We start from the raw sequence: 24,509 nt of genomic DNA on the forward strand, positions 1-24,509 counted from the left end.
ACCAGCCACCACCGCCGTACGCGAAGAAGGCCCCGACCGGCACAGAAGTACCAGGTCAGGGCCTTGCTCGTTGGTGCGCCGCCAGGGACTCGAACCCCGAACCCGCGGATTAAGAGTCCGACGGAAGCCACGGAACCGACAGGCCCTGAGTGATCACAGCCGATAGAAGGCCCGGTAGCGGCGGAACAGCCGCCACTGCAGCACCACCGCCGCCACCGTCAGCAGCATCATCACCAACGTCGCGGCGGCGGCATAGCCGTAGCGCAGGTACTCGAAGCCGGTGCGGTAGATGAACAACGACAGGTAGGTGGTGGCATACGGCGGTGGGCCGCCGTCGGTCACCACGAACGCCGGCACAAAGGAGAAGTGCAGGCTGGCGATCAGATCCCGCACCACCAGCAGGGCCAACACCGGCGCCATCAACGGCAGGGTGACCCGGCGGAAGACGTCCCAACCGGTCGCGTCCTCCAAGGCCGCCACCGCATAGACATCCGCTGGCAGGGCCCGCCGGGCGGCGAGCAACACCACGAAGGTCTCGCCCATGGTGAAGACGCTCATCAGGATGATCGCGGCGCGGGCGTCGGTGGGATCGGTGAGCCACTGCGGCGGGGTACGACCCAACACGGTCAACCCGTTCTCGCCGCCGACCCGCAACAGCTGGTTGATCGGGCCGTACAAGGGGTTGAACAGCCAGAGCCAGAGCAGGCCATAGGCGATCTCGGGTACCGCGGTCGGCAGCAGCGCCGCGACCCGGGCGGGACGGCTCCCGAACGACCGGCGATGCAGCAGCAGCGCCAGGCCCAGTGCGAGCAGCACCCGAAGCGGCACCGCCACCAACGCGAACACCAGCGAGTTGGTCAGCGCGACCCGGAACACCGGGTCCGTCACCAACTCGGTGATGTTCGCCAACCCGGCCCAGCTCGGCGGATTGACCAGGTCGTATTCGGTGAAGGCCAGGGCGAGTGTGACCGCGGCGGGGAACAACACCAGACCGACCAGGCCGACCAGATACGGCGCCAGCATCACCGCCACCTGCCGGTGCCCACGCGCCGCCGGCCCTGCCCCGGCGCGTGACCGCTCCCTACTCACCCTCAAGAGGTACACCGCAGCCCGGTGGTGGCGTCGAAGACGTGCGTATCAGTCCAGCGGACCCCGACTCGAACCGCATCCCCGCGCGCGGGCCGGTGGGCGGCGGGCACTCGGGCCACCACCGGGTTCCCGGCGCGGAGGGTGAGGTAGGCGTAGGCGTCCGTGCCGACCACCTCAACCCGGTCAACGGTCGCCGGCACGCCGTCGGATCCCCCCAACACCACCGCCTCCGGGCGGAATCCGATCTCCCGGTCGCCGGCCATCCCCGCCGGCGGAGCACCGGACGGGTGAATCGGGCCGGAGCTGGGGAGCACGTTCATCGCCGGGGAGCCGACAAAGCCAGCCACGAACCGGCTCGCCGGGGTGTGCCAGATCTCGTCCGGCGTACCAACCTGCTCCACCCGGCCGTCGCGCAGCACCGCGATCCGGTCGGCCAGCACCAGCGCCTCGGTTTGATCGTGGGTGACGTGCACCATCGTGGCGCCGAGCCGCTCGTGCAGGGCCCGCAACTCGGCCCGCATCTGTACCCGCAGCGAAAGGTCGAGGTTGGACAGCGGCTCGTCGAGGAGGAAGACGTCCGGCTCCCGCACCAACGCCCGGGCCAACGCGACGCGCTGTCGCTCGCCGCCGGAGAGCTGCCCGGGTCGCCGGCCGAGCAGGTGTGCCGCGCCGACCTGCTCGGCGGCGGCCCGGGCCCGTGCCCGGGCCGCCGCCTTCGGGACATCCCGCACCACCAGGCCGAACGCGATGTTCTCGGCGACGGTCAGGTGGGGAAAGAGGGCGTACGACTGGAAGACCATCGACACGTTGCGCCGGCCCGGACGGTCGGCGGTGACATCCCGGCCGGCGATCCAGACCCGCCCGGTGGTGACCGGCTCCAGGCCGGCCACCACCCGCAACAGCGTCGACTTGCCGGCGCCGGAGGGGCCGAGTACCACCAGGAGTTCTCCCCGGGCCACGGTCAGCCGCATCTGCTGCAGAACGGTGACGCCCCGGTAGGCGGCACTCACTCCGTCCAGAGTCAGTCCGGCGTCATGGGTCAGACCGGCATCGCTCACCCGTGCTCACCACGGGCGAACAGTGGGCGGGTCCGCTCATCGAGGGCGCGGATGACCTCGTCCAACCGGTCGCCCCGGTACAGCGCGTTCTCCAGGATCCCGGCGGTCACGTCCTCGACCTCCGGCCAGGTGGAGATGGTCGGCAACGTCCGGAGAGTGGGAATCGTGTCGAGGAAGACCGTCGCGTTGCGCGGCGGCTGGGACGAGTCGAGGAACACCGGGGACTGCGAGACACCGATGTGCGACGGCACCGTCCGCCCGGTGGCGGCGATGATCTGCTGCCCCTCGGCGGAGATGGCGAACTCCAGGAACCGCCACGCCGCGTCCTTTCGCTTGGCACCCCGGGTCATGCAGTACGCGTCCGAGTGCAGCACCCCGACCTGGTCCTGGTAGACCGGCAGCGGGGCGACGTCCCACTCGAAGTCGGTGATTGAGCGAAAGGTGGTGGTGGAGCGCCGCGAGGACATCAGCATGGCGAGTCGACCGTTGGCGAAGCGGGACTCGTCGTCCTCCGCCTCGACCTCCTCGTCGGTGGGCACCACCCCGTACGCCTGGCGGAGGTCGACCAGGTTCTTCAGCGCCTCCCGGCCGGTCGGGGTGTCCAGGGTGAGGCGGGTCGGTCGGTCCGGGTCATCGACGATCTCACCACCGGCGGACCACGTGAACGGGGCGACCCGGATGATCGACGGCTCGACGCCGAGCCCGTGCACGGCCGGGCGGACAGCGGCCCCCTCGCTCTCGGTGCCCCTGACCACCACACCACGGTCGTCCCGGGTCATCGCGATGGCGGTCCCGACCATGTCGTTCCAGGTCCAGCCCGCCTTCGGCTCGGAGACCTGGTATTTGGCGAAGAGGGTGCGGTTGTAGTACACGGCGAGGCTGGAGACGTTCTGCGGCAGGCAGAGCTGTTTACCGCCCCAGCTGAAGGCCTCCATCGCCACCGGATAGTAGTCAACGGGATTCACCTTCTCGGAGGCGGCGATCCGCTCGTCCAGGGGCTCCACCACGTTCTTCGCGGCGAACTGGCCATAGAAGCGGTAGTTCATCAGGAACAGGTCCGGTGGGGCGCCCCCGGCGACCGAGGTGGCGAGCCGGGCCAGCAGGTCCTTGCGGTCGCTCGCCTCGATCAGCTGCACCTCGCTACCGGGCCGCGCCTGACCGTACGCCTCGATCAGCGTGCGATACGCGGCCAGTTCCTCGGGAGCACCGAAGACCAGCAGCCGCACCGGCCCGTCGGCGGCGGCCCCGGGTCCGGTCGCGCAGCCGGACCCGAAGAGCACCGTCGCGAGCAGCGCCGCCAGCAGCGCCTTGGGTCTTCTCATGGCCGGTTCCGTCCTGTCTGGTCGTCGTGGTGGAAGAATCGGCGCTGGGCGAACCCGAAGACCAGCACGGCGGGGCCGGTTGCCAGGACCGCCCCGGCCAGGAACACCGGGAAGTTCGTCGGATCCAGCACCGACAGCGAACGCAGCGCCAAGGGCAGGGTGAACAGGTCACGGTCGTACACATAGATCAGTGGATCGAGGAAGTTCGACCAGGTGAACACGAAGGTCAGGGCGGTGATCGCGGCGGTGACCGGACGCACCATCGGGAGCGCGACCCGCCACCAGATGCCCATCGGAGTCATGTCCTCCACCAGACAGGCGTCGTGGAGGTCCCGCGGCAACGCCCGGAAGGCCAGGTAGTAGACCAGGACGTAGAGCGGTGAGGTACCCAACAGCGCCGGTGCGATCAAGGGCACCAGCGTATCGGTCAGCCCGAGCACGCGGAAGATCGCGAACCGGGGTACCAGCAGTGCGGTGGCCGGCACCATCAGGGCCACCAGGGAGGCCACCACGACGAGCGCGGCCCGCCGGGGCGCGAGCCGGGCCAGCGCGAAGCCGGCCAGCGCGGCGACCAGCACACTCAGCGGCACGGCGACGACCGCGACCAGCAGCGAGTTGAGCGCGGCCCGCAGCACCCCGCCGACCGCCAGGGCCTGTTGGTAGCCGGCGGTGGAGACGGGATCGGGAATCAACTGCGGGGTGGGGGACGGTGGCAGGCCGGGCTCGGTGAGCGAGCCCGAGACCAGTAGCAGGAGCGGCGGGACGAAGACGAGCACAACGAAGAACGCACCCAGGGCACGCCAGATCCGGCCGATCCTCCCGGACAGCGGTGGGGGGCCGCTGGTGCGGCCCCCCACCCGGTTGGTGGTGTGAATGATCGACCTACTTCAGGTTGAGCTGCCAGGCGCCGAGGCCGTGCGAGGCCGCGTAGAGGACCCGCTCGCCCGGCACGATGGTGAGCCCGGCGACCTCCACATTCGGCATGCCACCGCCGGCCTTGGTCCAGCTGCTTGCCCCCTCGGCCAGCCGCAACACACCGAAGTCGGTCGAGGCGTACAGGTCACCGGTGACGTCGTCCCGGACCAGGTCGGTGATCGGCTGATCGCCGAAGTCGTGCGAACGGTCGGTCCAGGTCGCCGTCGTGCCGGCGGTCGTCACCTCGAAGGCGTGCCCGAGCGTCTCCGGCGTGTTCGAGTTGAAGCCGCTGTAGGAGACCCATGCCCGGTTCGGGTCATCCGGGTCGATGTGGACACTGGTGACGAAGCGGTTCGGGGTCTCCGGGTTGTCGATCCGGGTCCAGGTCACCTCGGCGGCCGACTCGGCGTCAACGTTGTGGCTGACGAAGACCCGACCGGTGCTGGTGGCCGCGTAGGCGGTGGCGGAGTCGGTGTCGACCCGCTGGACCACCGAGACCGCCCCGCCAGCCCGGTCCCCCCACGCCCCGTCGGTGAGCGGCGTGGGGCCCAACTCCTCCCAGTCCCCGCACTGCTCCTCGAAGGTGCCGGTCCAGGTGTTGCAGATCCGGTTGGCCTCCTCGATGCTCCGGTCGCCCAGTCCGAAGGTCTTCGTCCGGTACACCGAGCGACCGGTACCGGCGAACATCGTGCCGCTGACCACCGGGTCACTGATCACCGGCGCGTAGAAGAGGGTGCCCGGCTGGCCGTAGATCGGATCCGCGGTCCAGATCCACTCGGCGATGTCACCACCGGCGAAGTTCACCTCCGGCGACGCGTTGAAGAAGGTGTGGAAGCGGAACTCGGGCTTACCGACGTCGAAGCCGGAGGCACCGCCGTCACCGATCATCGTGTTCGACCAGCGCCGCCGCTCGCCGTTGTTCTCCCAGGTCCCGTTGTCCTGGGTGCCGCCCTGCAGCAGGTTCACGTCGTGCGGGCTGACCGAGAGGCTGATGAACTGCAGCGTGTTCATGCCTTTGTTGACGCTCTCCAGCTTGCTCGGAATCCGGGAGAGCATCTGCTTGCAGCGATCCTGCTGGGCCGCCGTGGTCAGGTTGCGGTCCGGGTTGTCACACCAGGCGGATCGGTCGACGAAGTCACCGCTGGAGCGCATGATCCCGCCGTCGTTGGCCTCGAAGAACTGGTACGGGTCACGCGGGTGGGTCACGATCGCGTGCTGGTCCGGGTGCAGCCCGTTCGGGTGCAGCTCGTCGGTGCCGTCGAAGGTCATGTCGGTGCCGCTGACCCCGGCGTCGGTGGAGAGGACGACGGCCCGCTTGTGCGCGACCGTCTCACCGTAGACGTAGGAGCCACCGGTGTAGACGATGTCCGGATGCCCCGGCGGGGTGTGCACGAACATGTCGTACCAGCACTGGCCGGTGCACTGGTTGTAGGTGGCGTACCCCGGGTCTGCCGGGTTCGAGCTGCTCAGGTCGGTGAACGTGGGGGTTCCGCCGGCCACGTCGTCGCTGCGCAGCAACCGCGAGTACGGGTTGCCGAAGTTACCCTCGTAGACGTACATCCGGGTCTTGCCGTTGGGCAGGGCGGTGACGTCGATGGCGGCCCGGGTCTGGAACAGGTCCGGGTTGAGCGACGGCTTGATCTGCGTCCAGCTGGCTCCGGCGTCCGGGGAGCGCCAGACACCACGGGCGTACGACGACGCGTACACGATGTCGGAGTTCTCCGGGTCGAGCTTGACGTAGCGGACGCCGCGTGGCGAGCAGACCGCGTTGTTGCCGAACTCCTCGGCGTCGCCGGTGCAGTCGGTGGCGGCGGCCGAGCCGTTGTGGATGAAGCTCCAGTTCTCGCCACCGTCGGTGGTCTTGTAGAGCCCCCACTTCTCGGCGTCGGGCACCGGTCGGGTCACGCCCGTGCAGCAGGCGCTGGACATGCCGCGCAACGCGGTGGTGGTGGCGACGTAGATTGTCTTCGGGTCGTCCGGCTCGATGGTGATCTCGGCGATTCCCTTGCCGGCGAGCACCTCTTTGCCGAGCGGGCCCTGCCAGGTCAGACCGCCGTTGGTGGAGCGGTAGAGACCGACACCGGCGACACACCCGGAGCCGCAGATATTGGCCTCACCGGTACCGACGTAGATGGTGAGCCCGGTCCGGTCATTACGGTCGATCTTGACCGATCCGGCCGCGTTGATGCCGAGGGGCCCGCCCAGGTAGAACCACTTCGGCTCGGCGGCGAGGATGTTGAGCGTGCCCCAGACGCCACCACCGGAGGGCGTGGCGTACGCCCGGCAGAGCCACCGGTTGCAGTCGGGGCTGATGTCGAGAGAGGTCACCCGGCCACCGGCGACGTACTCGTTGGGAACGTAGTTGAAGGCGTTGCGGTACTCGGTGAACGGGTACACCGCCTCACTCGGCCCGACGTTGGTCCACCGTTGGCCGCCCCGGAACCGGCGCTCCGCCGCCGCGAACGCCGCCTTCGAGCGGTCGACCTCGGCGAGGCTCACCTCGTTGGCCGGGTAGGCCCGCTTGAGGAACTCCTGCTGTGCGGCGCCGCCCGGACCGTCCACCGACATGCCGTCGTTGCCCGGTATCGACCGACGCATCTGCTCCAGGTGGGCCCCGAGGGCGTTCGGTAACTCGCCGTCCCCGGTCGCCGCGGCGGCGGCCGGCACTTCGGTGCCGGCGAGGTGGATTCCGGCAACACCCGTCGTCGCGGCGAGGGCGACGATCGCTAGTCCGGCAAGTAGCTGGCGACGTCTGCGCTTCACAAGGTTCCTCCCGAAGAAGGCGTCGCCGCAGCGCGGCCTCCGGGATTGGCAACCGTCACTGGCAGCGTCCATCCGGGAGGATGTCAGAGAAGGTCGGGAGGGCACAATCCCCTGCCGAAACTAAGTCGATGTTCGTGGATGAACGCCACCACGCAGTCACCGCAAACCGGTGCACGTCCGACGCCGTGGCACAATCGGAGGTTCGCATCGAGTGCCACGGCAGGAGGATCGGTCACCATGACAGCGGTCGGTCCGGAGGAGCTGCGCGCCGACTGCTCCCGATGCGTGGGGATCTGCTGCGTGGCGCCCGCCTTCGCCGCCTCGGCCGACTTCGCGATCGACAAGCCGGCCGGGCGTCCCTGCCCGAACCTGCGGCCGGACCTCCGCTGCGGAATCCACACCGACCTACGCAGCCGCGGCTTCCCCGGCTGCACCGTCTTCGACTGCTTCGGCGCCGGTCAGCGGGTGACCCAGGTGACCTTCGGGGGGCGAGACTGGCGGGACGACCAGCCCACCGCCCAGGCGATGTTCGACATCTTCACCGTGGTACGGCCGCTCCACGAACTGCTCTGGCATCTGACCGAGGCACTGACGATGGAGCTGCCCGCGCCACTGCGGGCCGCGCTGGCTGAGGCGCTCGCCGCCACCGACCGGCTGGCCGGCGGCGACCCGGAGTCGCTGCGGTCGCTGGCCGTCGACGCGCACCGGCGCGGAGTCGTTCCGCTGCTGGCCCAAGCCGGCGACCAGGCCCGGGCCCGGGGTGGCCGGCCCGGCGTCGACCGCCGCGGCGCCGCCCTGCTCGGCGCCGACCTGCGCCGAGTGGACCTGCGTCGGGCGAGTCTGCGCGGCGCCCAGCTGGTCGGTGCCGACCTACGCCGAGTTGACCTGACCGACGCGGACCTCACCGGCGCGGACCTACGCGGGGCCGACCTACGTGGCGCGGACCTGTCGGGCGCTCTCTTCGTGCACCAGTCACAGCTGGATGCGGCCCGCGGCGACCGGGCCACCGGTCTTCCGCCGCGGCGCAGCCGACCCACGCACTGGGCAGCCCCACGGCGCGCCCGCGACGGCTCCCCGCGTTTCCCCGGGCGGCGTCCGGGTAGGTGAGCCCGGGGTAAGCCGGCTTCGGTCGCCGCGGCAGGTGCGGTGGCCGGGGCGGTCACCGCAAGCCAACGGGCGGGAGTGCGCCATGACCGAGCAACACCGCTTCGACCTGGCCGACACGGACGAACCGGACGGCGTCCCGGCGATGGAGGCGTCGCTTCGGCCGCCGGGCGAGTCGCTGCCGCAGACCGAGGACGTCGGTGACGACTTCGCGGACCTGCCCGCCGAAGACCGGCGATCGGCGCGGGAGATCAGTCGGGCCGGTTACGACGTGGCTGACGTGTCCGGGGCCGTTGACCCGAACCGGGAGTGAACCGCGGCACGCAGGTCCGGCGGCGTGGGTCACTCGTCCGGCTGGAGGTGTCGCGGCGCGCCGGTGACCGGCGGCGGGATCTGCCCGGCGGTGGGACGCCGCCAGGGCAGGAGCCGGTCCCGCAGCCGGGCGGCGGCATCACCGGCGGTGGCGGCGAGCATCGGCGCCAGCCGGGTGGTGCCCATCAGCGCGGCCTCCTCGGCCAGGCTGGTGGTCCCGTCCAGGAAGCGCAGCACCCGGTCGGTCGGGTTGCGGTCGAAGAGCCGGTCGAAGAAGTCGGGGCCCGCCAGCGGGCCCCGGTCCAACGCGCGCAGCGCGACCGCGTCCAGCCACCGGTGCCGGCGGGGGTACGCGGGTGCCGGCACCGGTGCCCGCCCAGCGGCGAGCGCCGCGGCGATCTGCCCCGCCTGCCGGTGCATGGCGGCGAATGTGAAGCCGGTGGAGGGTCGGGTGGCGCCACCGCCGGTGCCGAGGCGGACCACCCGGGGCGAGGGCCGCGGGTCGAACGGACCGTCGGTCATCGGGATCACCCCGTTCTCCACCTCCCGCACTCGCAGCCGGGCCGGGTCCAGCCCGAGCCGGTCCCGGTACGCGGTCAGCGCCGCGTCGTAGCCGGCGTCGGTGAGTAGGCCGGGGGTGAACTCGGTGTACTCGACCAACGCGTACCGGTCGTTGACCGGCAGCACGTACCCGAACGAGACCCCCCGATCCGGCTGCGGGGTACGGAAGTCCATCAGCACCGCCCGACCCGGGTCGAAGAGCGGCCGGTCGGCCTCGAGCCACCAGCCACGGAAGTGCTGCAGCCAGTTGGTACGCCCGGCCCGCCGGGGTGGGCGCGGCCGGGAGTCGAGGACCCAGGCTGCCCGCAACGTCGATCCGCCGGCGTGGACGGTGACCCGGTCGCCGTCGTCCTCGACCGCCTCGGCCGGGGCGCCGACGCGGACCGCGCCGAGCCGCCGCTCGGCGCGGGCGGCCCGGTCGTAGACGGGGGCCGAGCGCAGCATCGCGTACCGCAGTGGGGCGAGGTCGAGCACACGGTGCCGCTCGGGGGTCGTCACCTCCACCTGTGACCAGCTCGCGGTCAGCAGCGGGTCGAGCCCGTCGTCGGGTCGGCCCCAGAAGGCCCAGGTCCGGTCCGCCCCGCGACGCTGCACCGGATCGATCACCGCCACCCGTAGGCCACGCACGCCCCGCCGGGCCAGGGCGGCGAGCACGAGGGAGCCCGCGCCGCCCACTCCGACCAGGGCGAGGTCAACGTCGACGGTGGGCACCCGTACACGCTGCCACACCCACGGTCGGGTTCGCCGGCCGGACCGGCGGCCCCGCATCCATCGGCGTCGCCGGGTCAGCTGAGCGGTTCTCGCATCCGCCCGATCGCGGCTATCCTGGCCGTGATCGACAGTTAGGAGTTGGCATGCGCCAGGGCAAGGTCACGGTCACCGCTTCGCCGCGAGAGCACACCGCGCGCTAGCCGGTTCCACCGTCGGGCTCAGACCCCACGGTGTGGCGCTCCTCGCCGCGAAGCGGTCGCTCCCACCACGACCGTTTTTCCTTGCTCGAGGAGCTATTTTGCGTGCCCTTGTATCCGCGCGTCTCGGCGCGGATTTCACCAAGCTGTGGACCGCCTCAGCCGTATCCAACATCGGTGACGGAGTCACCATGGCGGCCGGTCCGCTGCTGGTCGCCTCCATCACCACCAATCCGGCGCTCATCGGTGGCGCTGTCTTCGTCCAACAACTGCCCTGGCTGCTGTTCGCCCTGATCAGTGGCGCCTACGTGGACCGGCTGGACCGCCGCAAGCTGGTGGTGGCCGTCAACGCGCTGCGCGCCGCGGCTCTCACCGCGCTGACCCTCGCCGTCGCCACCGACACCGCCACGGTCGCTCTGGTCTACGCGGTGTTCTTCCTCCTCGGCACCGGGGAGACCCTGGCCGACACCGCCGCCGGCGCGTTCCTGCCCGCCATCGTGGCACCGGACCAGCTGGCCAGCGCCAACGCCCGGCTGATGGCGACCTTCACCATCGCCAACCAGTTCGTCGCCAAGCCGCTGGGGGCGTGGCTGTTCGTCATCGCCGCCGCCGCGCCGTTCGGCGTCAACGCCCTGACCTTCGCCGTGGCCGCGGCGCTGGTGGCGACGATCCGGCCGGTCCCCGCGCTCCCGCCGGCGGCACCGCGCCGGAGCCTGCGGGAGGAGATCACCGACGGTGTCCGCTGGCTGTTCGGACATCGACTGCTGCGTACGCTAGCGGTGAGTATGGGGCTGGCGAACCTCGCGTTCTGCGCCGCCTTCGCCACCCTGGTCCTCTACGCCCGGCAGCGACTGGGCCTGTCCGACCTCGGTTTCGGCTTCCTCCTGACCACCTTCGCCGTCGGCGGGTTGGTCGGTACCGTCCTCGCGCCGCGGCTACAACGGATCGTCGGGGCCGGCACCCTGCTCCGCGCAGGCCTCGTCGTCGAGTTCGTCACCCACGTCACCCTGGCGATCACCACAACCCCACTCGTCGCCGCCGCCGTTCTGATCGTCTTCGGGATCCACACCATGGTCTGGGGCGTCATCGTGGTTACGCTGCGCCAACGCGTCGTGCCCGCGCACCTGCTCGGCCGGGTCGGCAGCGTCTACTCGCTACTCGATCTCGGCGGAGCGGCCCTCGGTTCGCTTCTCGGCGGCCTGCTCGCCGGGGCGTGGGGACTCACCACACCGTTCTGGGCCGCCGCCGCCGTGCTGGCGCTCATCGCTGTCATCGCCTGGCGACCGCTGCGTACGGCATCGGTCGTCTGACGCGTCCGGGGCGCCCCGCTCCGCCCGGGCCTCGTCCTGGTCGGTCGGGGCGCCGCCCGCGTACCTGCCGAAGAAGCGCAGCAGCTCCACCGGGCGGGCCGGGGCGACGACACGGACCGCCGTACCTGCCGTCACATCCACAGCCTGGGTCATCGGCGGACCGGTCGGACGACGGCCACCAGCAGCGCCACGACAAGGTAGGGCGCCACCGCCACCGCGAACGCGACCCGGTTGCCGGCGACGGTGGCGAGCAGGCCGTACCCGACGTAGCACGCCATGATCGTCGTGTCGGTCGCCATCCCGGCGAGCGAGGTTACGGTGGCGCGGGCCGGGCCGCCGATCCGCGCCTGGAGCCGGACGTCGGCGAGCACAGTGGCCAGTTGGAAACCGCAGAAGGCGACGCCCACCAGCAGGAAACCGACCGGGTGACCGATCAGCGCGCCGGCGGCGAGCGCCCCGGCGGCCCCACCGATCAGGCCGGCGTACCCGCGACGGCTCAGCCGCTCCCCCGCCGGGGCGAGCAGACCGCCGACGGCGACACCAACCCAGGTGAGTACGAGCAGCAACGGCACGGTCGGCCCGCTCGCCCCGACGTCTCGGGCCAACAGCGGAAGGTACTCGTCGAGCGCCCCCCATCCGGCGGCGACGGCGGCGACCAGCAGCACCGCCGCGCGCACCGTCCGGTCGGCGTGCGCCTCGGCCAGCCCGCCCCGCAGGGAGAACCACCAGCCGGGTTCACCGTCGTCGGGGTCGGTGCCCGGCCCGGCGGCCGGCTCGCGGTGCTCCGGTAGGCGGGTGGCGACGGCGGCGGCCACCAGGCAGGCCAGGACGCTCGCCACGCCGAGAGCGGGGTAGCCGCCGAGAGCGAGTACCGGCGCCGCCAACACGAGGGAGGCCAACACACCGAGGGTTTCCGCGGTGCGGGCCCGGCCGATGACACGGGCGTACCGGCTGGCCGCGCCGAGCCGGTCCAGGCCGGTGTAGACCAGGGCCTCCAACGCACCGGAGGCGAGCGCGCCGCCGACTCCCCAGAGCAGGAAGCCCACCGCGAAGGCCGGGTACGAGGGCACGAGTGTCCAGAGCGCGAAGCCGACGGCGGTCACCAGCGGCGCGAGGCAGAGCAGCAGCCGCCGGGAGACGGCGTCGGCCAACGCCCCGGAGGGGACCTCCAGCACGATCGAACTGGCCGACCAGATGACGAACAGGGTCGAGATCTGCCACACCGTCAGACCGGTGTCGGTGAACAGCAGCGGGTAGACGGGGTAGAGCAGGACGAGGTCGCGCAGGAACGCGTACCCGTAGAGGGCCGCCGCGAGTGACCGGACCCGCCGGTCGGGCGAGGCGGTCGGGCCCGGGTGCGGGCCACCTCGCAGTGGAGTCGTGTCGAAGATCATCGTTTCTTCCCGTGGGGTGAGTGCGGACGCCGGAGGTACGGCGACCGCGGTGGCCCACGGGAAGGGCACTCAGCGGTGGATCAATGTCGCCAGATCATGCGGCCGATGGTAGCCGTTCACCGGGCCGGACGCGGCCCGCCGTCGCGGCGGTGCCCGTCACCGGCCAACGCGGCTGCCTGCTCCGCCTCCTCCTGGTCGGTCGGGGCGCCGCGGGCGTACTTGTCGAAGAAGCGCAGCAGCTCCACCGGGAAGGGCATCACCAGGGTGCTGTTCTTCTCCGCCGCCACATCGGACACGGTCTGGAGCAGCCGCAGTTGGTAGGCCCCCGGGGTGTTGGCCATGGTCTGGGAGGCGTCGGCGAGCCGCCGGGACGCCTGGTACTCGCCGTCGGCGGCGATGACCCGGGCCCGTCGGTCCCGCTCGGCCTCGGCCTGCCGGGACATCGACCGCTTCATCCCCTCCGGCAGCGAGACGTCCTTGACCTCGACCCGCTCGATGTTCAGCCCCCACGGCCCCTCGGTCGGGTCGTCGATCACCGACTTGAGGTCGGCGTTGACCTTGTCCCGGTCGGCGAGGAGGGTGTCCAGGTCCACCTTGCCGATCACCGAGCGCAGCGCGGTCTGCGAGATCTGGAGCACCGCTGCCGGATACTTCTCCACGTTCACCAGGGCCTTCACCGGGTCCACGACCCGGAAGTAGACCACCGCGTCAACCTTGAGGGTCACGTTGTCCCGCGTGATCGCTCCCTGCGCCGGCACGTCGATCACCGTGGTCTGCATGCTCACCCGGACCATCCGGTCCACGATTGGAATGATCAGCCGCAGGCCGGGTTCCCGGACGGGCAGCACCACCCGTCCGAAGCGGAAGACCACCCCGCGTTCGTACTGCTGCACGATCCGCAGGCTCAGGGCGCCGAGCAGCGCCAGAACGACAAGCACGATCACCACGCCGATGAAGCCGGCTGCCATGGCACCCCTTCCGGTACGCCGCCACGGCTCCCCCGTCGCGGCCCTCGCCCGGACGGACATCAGCTCCGCCCGGGCCCAACGGACGCCAGCGCCCACCCGGTTCGGTGGGCCCTGTTGCCGGGCACGGACGCGAGCGCCCCGCCCAGCTCAGTGGCCCTGGTACAGGGCGTTGACATCCTCGCTGAAGTGTTCCTCGACCACACTTTTTTTGATCTTGAGAATGGGGGTGAGTTCGCCATCGGACTCGGTGAGATCCCGCGGCAGGATGCGGAAGGTCTTGACCTGCTCGGCCCGGGAAACGGTCGCGTTCGCGCGGTCGACGGCCGCCTGGATCTCGCCACACAGCTCCGGGTCGTCCCGCAGCTCGGCCACGGTCGCGTCGTCCGAGCGGCCGTGCTCGGAACGCCAGCGATCCCAGGCGGACGGATCGATGGTTATCAGCGCGACGACGTAGGGGCGACCGTCGCCGATCAACATGCACTGGCTGACCAACGGGTGCGCGCGGATCGCCTCCTCGATCGGCGCGGGCGCGAGATTCTGCCCCGAGGCGGTAACGATGATCTCCTTCTGCCGCCCGGTGATCCGCAGAAATCCGTCCGAGTCGAGCTCTCCCAGGTCACCGGTCCGCATCCACCCGTCCTGGGTGAACACCGCCCGGGTTGCTTCCGCGTTGTTCCAATACCCCGGGAAGACCGGATCGCCGCGGGCGAGGATCTCACCATCGTCGGCGATCTGGATCCTCACCCCCGGCAGGGGTCGACCGACCGTGCCGATCCGCTGTGTCGTCGGCGTGTTCGCCGTCAACGCCGGGGAGGCCTCGGTGAGTCCGTACCCCTCCAGCACCAGCAGGCCCGCGCCCCGGAAGAAATGTCCCAGCCATTCGCCGAGCGGCGCGCCGCCGACAATCGCCGCGGAGCATCGACCACCCAGGGCGGCCCGCAGCTTCCGGTACACCAGCAGGTCGAACCCGCCTCGGGCGAGCCGGAGCAGGGGGTTCGGGCCCCAGGAACGATCGAGGCCGTGGCTGTACCGCACCGCCACCCGCTCGGCGAGCCGGAACAACCAGCCCCGGTGGCTCTCCTCGGCCCTCTGCCGGGCCCGACTGTGCAGCTTCTCGAAGACCCGGGGCACCGCCAGGACGAACGTCGGCCGGTGCCGGCGCAGCTGCTCCAGCACACCCGCGATGTCGGCGGTGTGCACCATGGTGCTCCGGGTCTGCACCACCCCGACCTGGATCATCCGGGCGAACGCGTGAGCCAACGGCAGGAACAACACCGTGGTCGCCCCGGCGTGTAGCAGCTGCGGCAGCACCGAGACCGCGGCGCTCACGTCGCAGTGGATGGAACGGTGGGTCAGCACACAGCCCTTTGGCCGACCGGTCGTGCCGCTGGTGTAGACGATCGTGGCCATGTCACCGCCGGTCACCCGACGACGCCGGCCGTCAACCACCGCGGCGTCAACCGCACGCCCCTGGTCGGTCAGATCGATCAGGTCACCGGCGTCGATCTGCCACACGGCGCGCAGCGCTGGCAGCTCCGAACGTTGGCCGGCGACCAGCTCGGCCTGGCCGGCGGTCTCCACCACGCAGCCCACCACGCCCGCGTCCGACAGGATCCACCCGAGCTGGTCCGCGCTGGCCGTCTCGAACACCGGCACCGACACCGCCCCGATCGCCCAGAGGGCGTAGTCGACCAGGGTCCACTCGTACCGGGTGCGGCTGACCAGCCCGACCCGGTCACCGTGCCCCACCCCGACCGCGAGGAAGCCGCGGGCGAGGCTGAGCACGTCGTCCCGGAACTGGGCACACGTCACCGGCACATCCCCACCGCGCACCGAGCGCCGTGCGGGCCAGGCGCGGGACACCGGTGCGGGCCGGACGAACTGCACCGCCTCCGGTTCCTCCCGGGCGTTGGTCCACACCTGCTCGGCCAGCCCCGGCAGCACCCCGCCGATCTCCTCCACCGGCGAGACCACAACCTCCTGCACCTTGCTACCCCCGGTAGCTTCACCACCGGCACCTGGCGTGCCGGCGCTCGTACCACCCATCGTGCGACCGGCGGCGGCACCGGCGGCGGAACTACCGGCAAACCGGCCCGGGTGCCGCGCCGACGTGGTAAGACGCCGTCAACGCTGGAAAAGCGCTCGGCTCCGCCATCGGAACGGTCTATCTTTCGCGGATGCCCTCCCCCTCTCGCCCACCATTGCCGCCGGACGTGGACCCCGAACTGTGGTTCGACACCGAGCAGTGCGGCCGGCACTATCTCCTCGACGGCAACCCCCACACGTCCCCCGGACGGATGTACGCCTATTGCGCCGAGCGCGGTATCCGTACCCGGGTGTCGAAGGATGAGATCAGCGACTGCTCCGCGCAGACCCGGTACTTCGTACGTGGGTTCCTGTCCGGCAATGAGCCGGCGCCACCAGAGTCCGACAGCCCCACCGAACCGGCCGCTCTCGCCTGGAACGACGCGGTCGCTCGCTTCCGGGACACCGGGTACTGGAACGTCGATGCGAATGCCGACGCGGCGGGTGACGTCGATATCGACCGGTCAGAGGAGACCGATGCGGATCCCGACGGTGGCACCGACACCGAGGCGGGAGAGGTCCCGCAGTGGATCCAGAGCTGGCTGCGAGAGCAAGCGGCCGCACAGGTGGCGTTGGTCGTTGACGTGCCGAACAGCAACGCGGACCACGCCATCGAGGTCGCCACGACACTCGCCAACCGGGTCGGTAGGCGGACCTGTGATCGGAGCGGTTTTGCCGAGATCAGCCGACCCGTGTCCTTCACCCGGGTGTACGCACTGGTCGGTGTCACCGGGCACCGCCCGTGGGTGGCGGTGCACACGGCCGTGACCGCGCTTGGTCGCAGCGGCTGGGCTCCCGCGATCGCGGTCGAAGGGGAGCAGTACGTGACTGCCGAGTTCCGGGCGGAGCGTGAGCTCAACCGAGGTCTCGATGCGCTCGGGGTGAGCGCGGTCGAGATCCACGCCGGCTATGGGCTGGGGCACGACCCGGCGCGCACGCCGGGCAGTTGGCGGCAGGACGACTGACGGCGGTGCGCCTAGCGGACGGAGGGGCGCTGCGACAACCCACGCTCCGCTGGCCCGGACTGGCTGCGGCCGGCGGTCAAACCCACTCGGACCAGCTGGCGGATCACTATGATCGCCACCACGTAGAGCAGGTTCTCCCCCACCGGTGCCGGGGCGAGCCGCAGCAGGCTGGCGGCCAACCACAGGTCGAGGCCGACGTGCAGGGCTAGAAGCCCATCCCGGGACACCAGCAGGACCACCGCGGCCGAGCCGATGCCCGCGGCGATACAGGCCAGGGTGGCGTACTCGACCAGGGTGTTCACGTGGTGGGCTCCTCACCCGCCCGGTTCGGGTCGGCGGACCGGTGCGAGCCGAACTCGGCGATCTCGCGGCGCTCCTGCTTGAGCTCACGGGCGAGGAAGAAGTTCAGGGCGGTTCGGATCGCCGCCACCGCGGCCAGCTCGGAGATGTCCACCAGGGTTGGGGCGACCGAGGTACGCATAATGTCCGAGGCGAGTTGAAACTCCAGCCCGAGGGTCAGGAACCGGCCGAGAGTCAGCCGGATCGGCACGAACGCCCGGCTCCGCCGGTGCCACAACCCCGCAAGTAAGAACCGGACGAACGCCAGCATCGCCCCGACGAAGATGATGAGGATGCCGGCGGCCTCCACCACTCGCACCAGGAGGTCCACCGCTTCCAAGAACCAATGCTGGTCGGCCATGCCATCCATACCAGCGGCTCCATGCCGCCGCGAGCGCCGGCACGCCGGGACAACACCCGATCGCGTCGCCGTCGGCCGACACCGCCCCGACGGCCGGTGCCATCCGCCGAAGGTTTCCCGTCAGGTGTGGGTCGTCCGGGCCGGCTGCACCGGCGGGGCCACCGCGTCGGCGGAGCCGGCGCCGACCGACGGGTCGAGCTGCTGGCGCAGCGCCGCGATCTCCTGGCGCAGCGCCGCGACGTCCTCGGCGGTCGCTGCCGGGTGCCGGTCCCGCCCGGTCACCCGGTCCACGATCCAGGTGGCGAGCGAGCCGGTCACGAAACCGATCAGCCCGATGCCGCCGATCATCAGGCCGACCGCCACCAGCCGCCCCTCCGGGGTGACCGGATAAAAGTCGCCATAGCCGACAGTCGTGATGGTCACGGCCGCCCACCAGAGGGCATCGCCGTAGTTGGTGATGGACGGGTCCGGAGCCTGCCGCTCGGCGTCCAGGACCGCCAGGGAGGCCACGCCCACCAGCAACACCGTGGTCGCGGCGACGTAGATGCCGAGCCGGCCGCGAACCCAGGCCTCGGTCCGCCGGCTGAGCGAGAGCACCACTGTCACCAACCGCAGCGCCCGCAGCGGACGGAGCATCGGCAGGAGCAGAACGGCGAGGTCGAACAGGTGCTCCCGGAGGAAGCGTCGCCGCTGTGTGTGCAGGATGAATCGAACAGCCATGTCGAGCCAGAACACCAGCCAGGTGGTGAGCGTGGTCACCTGACAGACCGTGATCCACGCCGGGCTGAGCTGCGGATCCAGGATCGGCGCAGCGTATGCGGCCAGGAAGACCAGAGAGAAAACGGTCAACGGCAGCGCGGTCAGACGCTCCCAGCTCGCGGCCCGCTGCTCCCGCCGACTGATGGAGCCGGTGTTATCCATGATCGCCCCCGACCGTGGTGCGAGTATCCGTGTAACTATGGGCCGATGCGACTCTACGTGGAGCCAATGGGGTCGTCGACGGCGGTGGACGAGCGTCAGGTAGACGAACCACTGGTAGACGCGCTGGCAGCGCTGTGCCGCTCCCTGGTCGGCGTCACCGTCCGTACGCTCGACGCCCTCGATGTCGACCTCACGATGTCGCAGTACCGAATTCTGGTCCTTCTCGTCTCCGGGGGGCCGGTCCGGGTCGTTGACCTCGCCACGAGCTTGCACGTCCATCCCTCCACCGTCACCCGCGCCTGTGATCGTCTGGCCCGACGGGGGCTGGTGACCCGACGGACCGGCGAGAGCGACCGCCGGGTGTCCTGGCTCAGCCTGACTGTCGCGGGCCGGGATCTGGTCGGCGAGGTCGTTCGACGCCGTAGCGCCGAGATCCGGCGGCTGGTCGCGGTGACCGGCACCGCGCCCGAGGTCGGGCTGATCGGCACGCTGGAGGCGCTGGTGGCCGCCGCGGGCGAACCGGATGAACGGCAGTGGCGGCAGGACTGGGAAAGGTGTGGCGGAGCAACGCGCTGAGCTCACCGGCATGACGCAGCCGTCGTCGGGTAGCCGCTGCCGTGGTCGACTGGCGGGCGGTCTTCACGCCGGACGCTCCGCTGTTGGAGATCATCGTCCGGGGCAGCGTAATGTACCTGACGCTGTTCTTCCTGCTGCGGGTCCTGCTGAAGCGGGAGAGCGGCACCACCGGTATGACCGACCTGCTGGTCATCGTGCTGATCGCCGACGCCGCGCAGAACGGCATGGCGAACGGCTACACCTCACTCGCCGACGGGGTGCTTCTGGTCGCGGTGATCATCGGTTGGGCGTACCTGCTCGACGCCGTCGCCTACCGCTGGCAACCCGCCGCCCGACTGATCCGACCGAAACCACTGGCCCTGGTCCGCGATGGCCGGATGTTGCACCGCAACATGCGCCGGGAGTTGGTCACCGAAGACGAGTTGTACGGGCAGCTACGCGAGCAGGGCATCGACAGCCTGGCTGACGTCCGGGAGATGCGAATGGAGTCGGACGGCCAGTTCAGCGTGATCCGCCGCGACTCCGGCACCCGGCCCTGACCTCAGCCATCAGTCTTGGTCGCGGTGGCTGCGGCATTTCTCCACGAACAGGATGGATAGCTGGTCAGCAATAGCGCCTGTCCGGTTAGCGACTCTTGTCCACCTGAGGGTTGGAGCGATGCGGAAGCTCGGCCAGCAGTCAGCCCATGGCTCCGGCGCGGCTGGGCGCGATGGGCCATCGCCGGATGGTGTCTGCTCACGATGGCGGTAGCGGTCACGCAGACGATCGCCGTGTCGCCTGCGGTCGCCCAGAACACGCTGTCACCGCCCCCGCCGCGTCGGGCACCATCCGCGCCTGGGGTGACAATCTGTAGGGTCAGCTGGGGACGGGGCTGGCGCCGACAGTGGCACGCCGGCTACACCAGCACCAACACCTGCCCCGGCAGCCAGTCCACCCCACCAGCATCACCTGGGCTGCTGGTCAGCTGCTGGCGAGCAGCGGTCGGGCCGCAACCACCAGGGCCGTCACACCGGTCGGCAGCGCCAGCTCGACGCTGGGAGCGAAGGCCGGGCTGTGATTCGTCGGCAGGTTGCCCAGCTTCTCGGCCGCGTTGGCCCCGGGCGCCCTCCGCCACTGTCGCGGCCCCACCGTGCCGAGCATCCAGTAGCTGCTCGGTATCCCCCCGGCGGCCAGCAGCGGAAAGTCCTCCGCCGCCAGGGACGGTGGCCACCAGCCCACCCGCTCCGACCCGAACACGCCCGCGTGGGCATCCCGTACCCGGGCAGTCACCGCCGGATCCCCCACATAGCCGGGAGTACGCGAGACGACACGTACCGTCGGCTCGCGCGGGCTGCCGGCGGCCGCACCGGCGGCCCGCACGACTCGGGTCACACTGTCCAGCACCCGGTCCAGGGTCGGCTCACGCAACGCCCGAATCGTCAGCCCGAGGGCAGCCTCGTCGGCGATGACCCCCGGATGGTGGCCGGCGCGCAGCGTTCCGACGGTCAGCGCCACCTGATCAGCCGGGTTGACCTGGCGGGCCACCAGCGCCTGCAACTGCACGACGATGTTCGCGGCGAGCACCACGGGATCCACGCAGAGATGCGGGGTGGCCGCGTGCCCACCCCGTCCGGGTACGGTGACGTCCACAGTGATACAGCCGGCCGTCATCGCGCCGGCGCCGTGGGCGACCATTCCCGCCGGTAGCGGCGCGGCATGCTGGGCCAGGAGCAGGTCGGGTCGGCCGAACCGCTCGTAGAGGCCGTCGGCGATCAGGGCCGCCGCACCGTGCAGGGTCTCCTCGGCCGGCTGTCCCAGGATCAGCAGCGTCCCCCGCCAGCCGTCCCGGCCCTGGGCCAGGTGGGCGGCGGCGCCGGCCGCCGCGGCCAGGTGCAGGTCGTGCCCGCAGGCGTGCATGACCGGTACGGTCCGGCCGTCGGCGGCTACGCCGGTAGCGGTGCTGGCGTACGGCAGGCCGGTCTCCTCGGCGACCGGAAGCGCGTCGAGCTCTGCCCGGATCAGGACGGTCGGGCCGGCCCCGTTGCGCAGGACCCCGACCACGCCATGCCCACCGACTCCGGTCGTGACCTGGTACCCAACCCCCCGTAGCGCAGCCGCGAAGCGAGCCGCGGTGCGCTCCTCCGCCCCGGAGAGCTCCGGATGCGCATGCAGGTCGCGGTAGAGCCGGGCCGCGGCGGCAATGATCTCCCGACCAACCGGCGGGCCGGCCGACTCGGCGGCATCGGCTGCTACGAGTGCCATGCGGTCAGCCAAGCCGACGCCGCTGTCATTCCACTGACATCGGGCGACAGTGATGTGTGACAGCGGCACCACGCGATCGGTAAGCGCCCTGGGGTGTGCTTGCGGTGGGCCGACCGGACAAGCCGGCCGGCCGCGACCGGGAGGAGTCACCATGGAGCACGACACCGACCTCAACGCCCTCGCCGAGGAGATCATGGAGCTGGAGTCGGAGACCTTCGCGATCTCCGACTACGCCGACGCGTCCGAGGCGATCCTCGCCTCCTGCTCCTCGTCGGCCACCACCTCGACCTGCAGCAGCACCACCTCCACCACCAGTTGCTCGGCCTGAGCAACAGCAGTACGACGTCGGGCCATCCGGAAGGGGTGGCCCGACGTTCTACGACCAGGCATTGATCTTCGCGTAGGACGTAGGCCCCGTCGCCCGGTAGGGCCGTCGCGGACGGCCACGGCTGTTTCCACTGCTGCCGCCGGGGCTGCGGAGGAGTAGCGAGCCGGTGCTGATCCGTCCCACGCCCAGGTCAGCCGGGGTGACGACGGGTGCGGGTACGGCGCAGTCGTTCACGGTTGATCGGCACTGGCCAGCCGGACGAGAAGCTCACGCTGGGCGTCATTGAAAGCCACTTCCTGGTACGACATGAGCAGCGCACGGGTCCGCGGATCCAACTCCGTCCACCCGTCGACGCTCAGCGGGCGCAAGGCGAGGTGGTAGTCGGCGACCAGCCGGTCGATCTCCTCATCGCCGGTGTCCGGCCCGAGCGCGGCAAACCGGGCGGCCAGCGCGGTGGTGGCCGCCAGCACGTCCGGCTCGGTGGCCTGACTGAGCAGACCGATCAACGCGGCCCGCCCCTTGTTGTCCAGGAGGTGGTGCAGCAGCAGGATTACCTCGCGGTCGTGTTTGAGTATCTCTGGCGGCAGGTCCGGGCCGCCGCCGCTGCCAATGCTCGCGAGCAGGCCGGCCAGTTCCGACGGCGTGTCCGCGGCGGCTCCGGCGGCGCGAAGCTGGGCGATCACCTCGCGGCGGGCGGTGAGCCGATCGATCTGGTCGGCCAGTTCGCGGTCGAGCTCGTCGAGGACAGCGTGGGCCCGGTCGCTGGCCCCCAGTATCGGCGGAATTTCGTCGAGGGGGATGCCGATCTCGGCCAGCCGCCGGATGCGCAGCAGCAGCACCAGGTCGTGCACCGTGTACTCACGATAACCGTTCGCCCGCCGTGCCGGCTCGGGAAGGACCCCAACCTGGTGGTAGTGCCGCAGGGTGCGGACGCTGACTCCGGCCAGCCGGGCGATTTCGCCGCTGTTCATCCGTTCCTCCAGGTCAACTTACTAGTTCGGCCTCGGGTGCCGGCCTTGGTTCCAGGTCGCGCAGTGCCCGTGCGCCGATCGCGGCGACGCCGGTGATGAGCCAGATGAGGGCGAGGACGATCGCGCCGGTCCGAGCGCTGAACTCCGCGACCAGCAGCGCGGCACCGCCCATGCCGAGTGCCGGGGCGAGGGTGAGCAGCGAGTTCTGGAGGCTCATCACCCGACCGCGCATCGCGTCCGGAATTCGCTCGACCATGAGCACGCCGATCAGGCTGCCGAACAGCCCGTTGCCGAGCCCGACCAGGGCCGCAGCGCCGAGCACGAGCCACGGGCTCGCCAGCGTCGCCATAGCGCTGAAGCCGGCGATCATGATCAGCACTCCGGTCAGGAACCAGCTACGCCGCCGGCCCCGGCTGCCCGCCGCGGCGTACGTCCCGCCGCCGATCAGCAGCCCGACAGCGAGCGAGCTGAGCACCAGTCCGAGCAGCTCAGGCCGCTGCTGCAGGGTGAAGTATACCGGCAGGACCAGCGCCTGAAAGCCGGCCAGAACCACCACCACACCGGCACTGATCAGGGTGGTGGCCAGCAGGAACGGCGAACGGCGCAGGGTGTGCCAGCCGTCGCGCAGCATCACCCGCTGCGGCACGGCCTCGTCTGCCGGGGTCACCGCAGCCGGGACCACGCCGGCCTCGCGCGGGATGAGCATCGTGACCGCCGCGGCCGAGGCCGAGGTCGCCGCGGTCACCCACAGCACGGCGGCTCCGTCAAACGCCGCGATCAGCACCGCCCCGACCGCCGGCCCGATCAGCATGACCATTGCGCCGAGCGCCTCGCGTAGTCCCAGCAACCGCTCGGCGCTCGTCCGCCCGGTCCGGATGACGCCCGGGATCATCGCTTCCCGGGCGGTCAGCCCCGGCACGTCACCGAACGAGCCGATCACCGCGAACAGCACGAACCAGCCGAGCGCGAGCCCGACGGTGGCGTCGACCAAGGGCAGTGCGGCAATCGAGAGCGCGGAGATCACATCGGTGAGCACGGCGGCCGTACGCCGGTTGATCCGGTCGATCACCACGCCCATGACCAGCCCCGCAATGGCTGCGGGCAGCGCCGAGGCAACGGCGACCGCACCGGTGGCGAGCACGCTGCCGGTGATCTGCAGGACCAGCAACGGCAGGACCACCCCGGCGATGGAGTTCCCCAGCATGGATAGGACGTAGGAGGTCAAATAGGCCCAGGACACCTTGCTCATACGACCATCGCAAACCATGACGCCGCGTCGGGGTCAACTCCACGGCGTCCGTCGGGGAGGTGTGGCGCTGCCCCGATCAACCAACTCCCCTCCGAGCGGGGAGGCACGCGCTCGTCCAGCTCATCGGCGGGCCCGGGTCGCTGCGCGCGGAGCATGTAACGGAACGTAATGACAGCACGCATGGCACGCCTAGCGGCGAGAGCGCTCTCCGATCCCGCCGTCCTCAGCACACCGAAGGGCCAATGCGACCGATTCCCTATTCCTTGCGGGGTGACTGCGTGGCGAAGTAGTGACCGAGCATGTCGGTCGTCCAGTGCGCTTGACACACCTCGCCACGAGGACCGAACTCAACAAACCATGGCTTGATATCAAGCACCGGTGTGCCGTCAACCGCATCAAGCCCCTCAACGTGAAGGTCTAGGCCATCCACTTTGAGTAGACGGCAGCGCGACACACCAAGCCAGTTGATCCGTCTCATGTTTCGATGGCCAAAGATACCCACTTCCGGCCAGTCCGGGTTGTCTCGTGGCCGACGGGCGCCGAGGTTAAGGTCCGTCGGGTCCGTAAGGTGAAAGCGAAAAACGACTTCGAGGTGAGAGAACGCGTCAAGCCCTTTGGTAGATTCAGGGGTGAAGCGCTTCTCGTCGATTCGAACGATTGCCCTTACCCCTCCCCAGTAGTCGTCAGTCGGTTCGGTCCTTCCTCCCACGACGTGTGCGATTGGTTCCACGGTGAAAGCCTCGCCCATTCGAACCTCCCTGTCCCGATC

At 70.5% G+C, this 24,509-nt stretch carries 23 protein-coding genes and 1 pseudogene; 8 read left to right on the forward strand and 16 right to left on the reverse strand.

What is annotated here, in order from left to right; genetic code table 11:
- Positions 1-153: 153 nt before the first annotated feature.
- The 5 genes from B118_RS0117250 to B118_RS0117270 all read right to left on the reverse strand — a co-directional run bounded on the left by B118_RS0117250 (position 154) and on the right by B118_RS0117270 (position 7,147).
- Positions 154-1,023 carry a carbohydrate ABC transporter permease gene (locus B118_RS0117250; protein WP_043541491.1) on the reverse strand — a complete coding sequence of 290 codons (870 nt, stop codon included), beginning with the start codon at positions 1,021-1,023 and terminating at the stop codon, positions 154-156.
- Positions 1,024-1,091: 68 nt separating this feature from the next.
- Positions 1,092-2,147, reverse strand: coding sequence for an ABC transporter ATP-binding protein (locus tag B118_RS0117255; RefSeq protein WP_028188320.1), 1,056 nt, complete (start codon positions 2,145-2,147; stop codon positions 1,092-1,094).
- Positions 2,144-3,469: an ABC transporter substrate-binding protein gene (locus B118_RS0117260; RefSeq protein ID WP_027646194.1), complete on the reverse strand. Its 1,326-nt coding sequence runs from the start codon at positions 3,467-3,469 to the stop codon at positions 2,144-2,146. Before B118_RS0117260 ends, B118_RS0117255 begins: the two co-directional genes overlap by 4 nt.
- Positions 3,466-4,326: a carbohydrate ABC transporter permease gene (locus B118_RS0117265; RefSeq protein ID WP_018219615.1), complete on the reverse strand. Its 861-nt coding sequence runs from the start codon at positions 4,324-4,326 to the stop codon at positions 3,466-3,468. The genes B118_RS0117260 and B118_RS0117265 overlap by 4 nt, the downstream gene beginning before the upstream one ends.
- Before the next feature lie 25 nt (positions 4,327-4,351).
- Complete coding sequence (locus tag B118_RS0117270) at positions 4,352-7,147, reverse strand: WD40/YVTN/BNR-like repeat-containing protein (RefSeq protein WP_018812263.1); 2,796 nt, start codon at positions 7,145-7,147, stop codon at positions 4,352-4,354.
- 237 nt (positions 7,148-7,384) lie between these two features.
- On the opposite strand from B118_RS0117270, the gene B118_RS0117275 reads away from it, so the two are divergent.
- Positions 7,385-8,254: a pentapeptide repeat-containing protein gene (locus B118_RS0117275; protein ID WP_028193083.1), complete on the forward strand. Its 870-nt coding sequence runs from the start codon at positions 7,385-7,387 to the stop codon at positions 8,252-8,254.
- 82 nt (positions 8,255-8,336) lie between these two features.
- Positions 8,337-8,564 (forward strand): hypothetical protein, encoded by a 228-nt coding sequence (locus B118_RS0117280; RefSeq protein WP_018823124.1) that lies wholly within the window; start codon positions 8,337-8,339, stop codon positions 8,562-8,564.
- A gap of 29 nt (positions 8,565-8,593) precedes the next feature.
- Here the strand turns inward: B118_RS0117280 and B118_RS0117285 are convergent, their stop codons facing one another.
- The gene (locus tag B118_RS0117285; RefSeq protein ID WP_238323965.1) at positions 8,594-9,892 is read right to left on the reverse strand and encodes a lycopene cyclase family protein; all 1,299 of its coding nucleotides are present in this window, start codon (positions 9,890-9,892) and stop codon (positions 8,594-8,596) included.
- A 241-nt stretch (positions 9,893-10,133) separates the two neighbouring features.
- Between B118_RS0117285 and B118_RS0117290 the strand changes: the two genes are divergently transcribed.
- Positions 10,134-11,342, forward strand: coding sequence for an MFS transporter (locus B118_RS0117290; protein WP_026270871.1), 1,209 nt, complete (start codon positions 10,134-10,136; stop codon positions 11,340-11,342).
- A 149-nt stretch (positions 11,343-11,491) separates the two neighbouring features.
- On the opposite strand, the gene B118_RS0117295 is transcribed toward B118_RS0117290, so the two are convergent.
- The 3 genes from B118_RS0117295 to B118_RS0117305 all read right to left on the reverse strand — a co-directional run bounded on the left by B118_RS0117295 (position 11,492) and on the right by B118_RS0117305 (position 15,750).
- Positions 11,492-12,736 (reverse strand): MFS transporter, encoded by a 1,245-nt coding sequence (locus B118_RS0117295; protein ID WP_028188317.1) that lies wholly within the window; start codon positions 12,734-12,736, stop codon positions 11,492-11,494.
- A gap of 116 nt (positions 12,737-12,852) precedes the next feature.
- A complete protein-coding gene (locus tag B118_RS0117300; RefSeq protein WP_018219608.1) occupies positions 12,853-13,704 on the reverse strand; it encodes a slipin family protein in 852 nt (283 codons plus the stop codon).
- 147 nt (positions 13,705-13,851) lie between these two features.
- Positions 13,852-15,750 carry an AMP-dependent synthetase/ligase gene (locus tag B118_RS0117305; RefSeq protein ID WP_050592224.1) on the reverse strand — a complete coding sequence of 633 codons (1,899 nt, stop codon included), beginning with the start codon at positions 15,748-15,750 and terminating at the stop codon, positions 13,852-13,854.
- A 131-nt stretch (positions 15,751-15,881) separates the two neighbouring features.
- On the opposite strand from B118_RS0117305, the gene B118_RS0117310 reads away from it, so the two are divergent.
- Positions 15,882-16,754: a hypothetical protein gene (locus tag B118_RS0117310; protein ID WP_028188315.1), complete on the forward strand. Its 873-nt coding sequence runs from the start codon at positions 15,882-15,884 to the stop codon at positions 16,752-16,754.
- Positions 16,755-16,765: 11 nt separating this feature from the next.
- Here the strand turns inward: B118_RS0117310 and B118_RS0117315 are convergent, their stop codons facing one another.
- From B118_RS0117315 to B118_RS0117325, 3 genes are all read right to left on the reverse strand, one after another.
- A complete protein-coding gene (locus tag B118_RS0117315; RefSeq protein ID WP_018812270.1) occupies positions 16,766-17,056 on the reverse strand; it encodes a hypothetical protein in 291 nt (96 codons plus the stop codon).
- Complete coding sequence (locus B118_RS0117320) at positions 17,053-17,463, reverse strand: DUF1622 domain-containing protein (RefSeq protein WP_018219605.1); 411 nt, start codon at positions 17,461-17,463, stop codon at positions 17,053-17,055. Before B118_RS0117320 ends, B118_RS0117315 begins: the two co-directional genes overlap by 4 nt.
- A 111-nt stretch (positions 17,464-17,574) precedes the next feature.
- Positions 17,575-18,375: a potassium channel family protein gene (locus B118_RS0117325; protein ID WP_018219604.1), complete on the reverse strand. Its 801-nt coding sequence runs from the start codon at positions 18,373-18,375 to the stop codon at positions 17,575-17,577.
- A gap of 45 nt (positions 18,376-18,420) precedes the next feature.
- On the opposite strand from B118_RS0117325, the gene B118_RS0117330 reads away from it, so the two are divergent.
- From B118_RS0117330 to B118_RS32975, 3 genes and pseudogenes are all read left to right on the forward strand, one after another.
- Positions 18,421-18,951: a MarR family winged helix-turn-helix transcriptional regulator gene (locus B118_RS0117330; RefSeq protein WP_028188313.1), complete on the forward strand. Its 531-nt coding sequence runs from the start codon at positions 18,421-18,423 to the stop codon at positions 18,949-18,951.
- 41 nt (positions 18,952-18,992) lie between these two features.
- Positions 18,993-19,490: a DUF421 domain-containing protein gene (locus B118_RS0117335; protein WP_018219602.1), complete on the forward strand. Its 498-nt coding sequence runs from the start codon at positions 18,993-18,995 to the stop codon at positions 19,488-19,490.
- Between the two features lie 118 nt (positions 19,491-19,608).
- Positions 19,609-19,801: pseudogene (locus B118_RS32975) on the forward strand (cell wall anchor protein); the annotation flags it as partial.
- A gap of 110 nt (positions 19,802-19,911) precedes the next feature.
- Here B118_RS32975 and B118_RS0117340 read toward each other — a convergent pair.
- Positions 19,912-21,192 carry an amidohydrolase gene (locus B118_RS0117340; protein WP_018219601.1) on the reverse strand — a complete coding sequence of 427 codons (1,281 nt, stop codon included), beginning with the start codon at positions 21,190-21,192 and terminating at the stop codon, positions 19,912-19,914.
- Between the two features lie 151 nt (positions 21,193-21,343).
- On the opposite strand from B118_RS0117340, the gene B118_RS0117345 reads away from it, so the two are divergent.
- Complete coding sequence (locus tag B118_RS0117345) at positions 21,344-21,520, forward strand: thiazolylpeptide-type bacteriocin (protein ID WP_018215603.1); 177 nt, start codon at positions 21,344-21,346, stop codon at positions 21,518-21,520.
- A 230-nt stretch (positions 21,521-21,750) separates the two neighbouring features.
- On the opposite strand, the gene B118_RS0117350 is transcribed toward B118_RS0117345, so the two are convergent.
- The 3 genes from B118_RS0117350 to B118_RS30595 all read right to left on the reverse strand — a co-directional run bounded on the left by B118_RS0117350 (position 21,751) and on the right by B118_RS30595 (position 24,488).
- Positions 21,751-22,491, reverse strand: a complete 741-nt coding sequence (locus tag B118_RS0117350) for a MerR family transcriptional regulator (protein ID WP_018812272.1) — start codon at positions 22,489-22,491, stop codon at positions 21,751-21,753.
- 13 nt (positions 22,492-22,504) lie between these two features.
- Complete coding sequence (locus B118_RS0117355) at positions 22,505-23,740, reverse strand: MFS transporter (protein ID WP_028188312.1); 1,236 nt, start codon at positions 23,738-23,740, stop codon at positions 22,505-22,507.
- Between the two features lie 256 nt (positions 23,741-23,996).
- Positions 23,997-24,488 (reverse strand): SAM-dependent methyltransferase, encoded by a 492-nt coding sequence (locus B118_RS30595; protein ID WP_080645294.1) that lies wholly within the window; start codon positions 24,486-24,488, stop codon positions 23,997-23,999.
- Positions 24,489-24,509 lie beyond the last annotated feature (21 nt).

The organism is Salinispora pacifica CNR114, from assembly GCF_000514775.1.
Lineage (GTDB): Bacteria > Actinomycetota > Actinomycetes > Mycobacteriales > Micromonosporaceae > Micromonospora > Micromonospora pacifica.

What these genes read in the sequence shown, in the direction of transcription:
- B118_RS0117250 (WP_043541491.1), bottom strand. Translation starts at nt 1,023, where the DNA reads ATGCTGGCGCCGTATCTGGTCGGCCTGGTCGGTCTGGTGTTGTTCCCC.
- B118_RS0117260 (WP_027646194.1), bottom strand. Translation starts at nt 3,469, where the DNA reads ATGAGAAGACCCAAGGCGCTGCTGGCGGCGCTGCTCGCGACGGTGCTC.
- B118_RS0117275 (WP_028193083.1), top strand. Translation starts at nt 7,385, where the DNA reads ATGACAGCGGTCGGTCCGGAGGAGCTGCGCGCCGACTGCTCCCGATGC.
- B118_RS0117280 (WP_018823124.1), top strand. Translation starts at nt 8,337, where the DNA reads ATGACCGAGCAACACCGCTTCGACCTGGCCGACACGGACGAACCGGAC.
- B118_RS0117285 (WP_238323965.1), bottom strand. Translation starts at nt 9,892, where the DNA reads ATGCGGGGCCGCCGGTCCGGCCGGCGAACCCGACCGTGGGTGTGGCAG.
- B118_RS0117295 (WP_028188317.1), bottom strand. Translation starts at nt 12,736, where the DNA reads ATGATCTTCGACACGACTCCACTGCGAGGTGGCCCGCACCCGGGCCCG.
- B118_RS0117300 (WP_018219608.1), bottom strand. Translation starts at nt 13,704, where the DNA reads ATGGCAGCCGGCTTCATCGGCGTGGTGATCGTGCTTGTCGTTCTGGCG.
- B118_RS0117305 (WP_050592224.1), bottom strand. Translation starts at nt 15,750, where the DNA reads ATGGGTGGTACGAGCGCCGGCACGCCAGGTGCCGGTGGTGAAGCTACC.
- B118_RS0117310 (WP_028188315.1), top strand. Translation starts at nt 15,882, where the DNA reads ATGCCCTCCCCCTCTCGCCCACCATTGCCGCCGGACGTGGACCCCGAA.
- B118_RS0117320 (WP_018219605.1), bottom strand. Translation starts at nt 17,463, where the DNA reads ATGGATGGCATGGCCGACCAGCATTGGTTCTTGGAAGCGGTGGACCTC.
- B118_RS0117325 (WP_018219604.1), bottom strand. Translation starts at nt 18,375, where the DNA reads ATGGATAACACCGGCTCCATCAGTCGGCGGGAGCAGCGGGCCGCGAGC.
- B118_RS0117330 (WP_028188313.1), top strand. Translation starts at nt 18,421, where the DNA reads ATGCGACTCTACGTGGAGCCAATGGGGTCGTCGACGGCGGTGGACGAG.
- B118_RS0117340 (WP_018219601.1), bottom strand. Translation starts at nt 21,192, where the DNA reads ATGGCACTCGTAGCAGCCGATGCCGCCGAGTCGGCCGGCCCGCCGGTT.
- B118_RS0117345 (WP_018215603.1), top strand. Translation starts at nt 21,344, where the DNA reads ATGGAGCACGACACCGACCTCAACGCCCTCGCCGAGGAGATCATGGAG.
- B118_RS0117350 (WP_018812272.1), bottom strand. Translation starts at nt 22,491, where the DNA reads ATGAACAGCGGCGAAATCGCCCGGCTGGCCGGAGTCAGCGTCCGCACC.
- B118_RS0117355 (WP_028188312.1), bottom strand. Translation starts at nt 23,740, where the DNA reads ATGAGCAAGGTGTCCTGGGCCTATTTGACCTCCTACGTCCTATCCATG.
- B118_RS30595 (WP_080645294.1), bottom strand. Translation starts at nt 24,488, where the DNA reads ATGGGCGAGGCTTTCACCGTGGAACCAATCGCACACGTCGTGGGAGGA.